Here is a 529-nt window from a genome sequence, read left to right on the forward strand (position 1 = left end):
AGCATTTACAATTCAAGATATTTTAGTAACGCCAGTTGTACCTACAATAGCAACAACAGCGCCAACTTGTTTGGCAGATGGTTTTAGTGAAATCAGTAATTACGATGGTGCATTAACGTATGTATTTACACCAGCAGGACCATCAGTAGATGCAGCAGGATTAATATCAGGAATGATGTTAAATACTATGTACGAAGTAACGGTATCTAATGCTACTTGTACATCAGCAGCGTCAGCTCAGTTTAGTAATTTACCAATTTTAGTAACACCAGTTGCACCTGTAGTTTTAGAAACAGCACCAACGTGTTTAGCGGCAGGATTTGCTTCTATTACAAATTATGTAGCAGGAACAACTTATGATTTCACACCAGTTGGACCAACAGTTGATGGCACCGGATTAATATCAGGAATGACATTTGGCGTAAGTTATGAAGTTGCTGCTAACAACGGAAGTTGTTCGTCAGCAAATTCGGCAGCATTTACAATTCTAGATATTTTAGTAACGCCAGTTGTACCTACAATAGCAACA

At 38.4% G+C, this 529-nt stretch carries 1 protein-coding gene; it reads left to right on the top strand.

Annotation, left to right across the window (positions count from 1 at the left end):
• The coding region (locus GFJ99_RS13525; RefSeq protein ID WP_162524033.1) for a hypothetical protein at window positions 1-529 on the top strand (529 nt) is incomplete at both ends.

It is taken from the genome of Flavobacterium sp. LMO6 (assembly GCF_009495795.1).
GTDB lineage: Bacteria > Bacteroidota > Bacteroidia > Flavobacteriales > Flavobacteriaceae > Flavobacterium.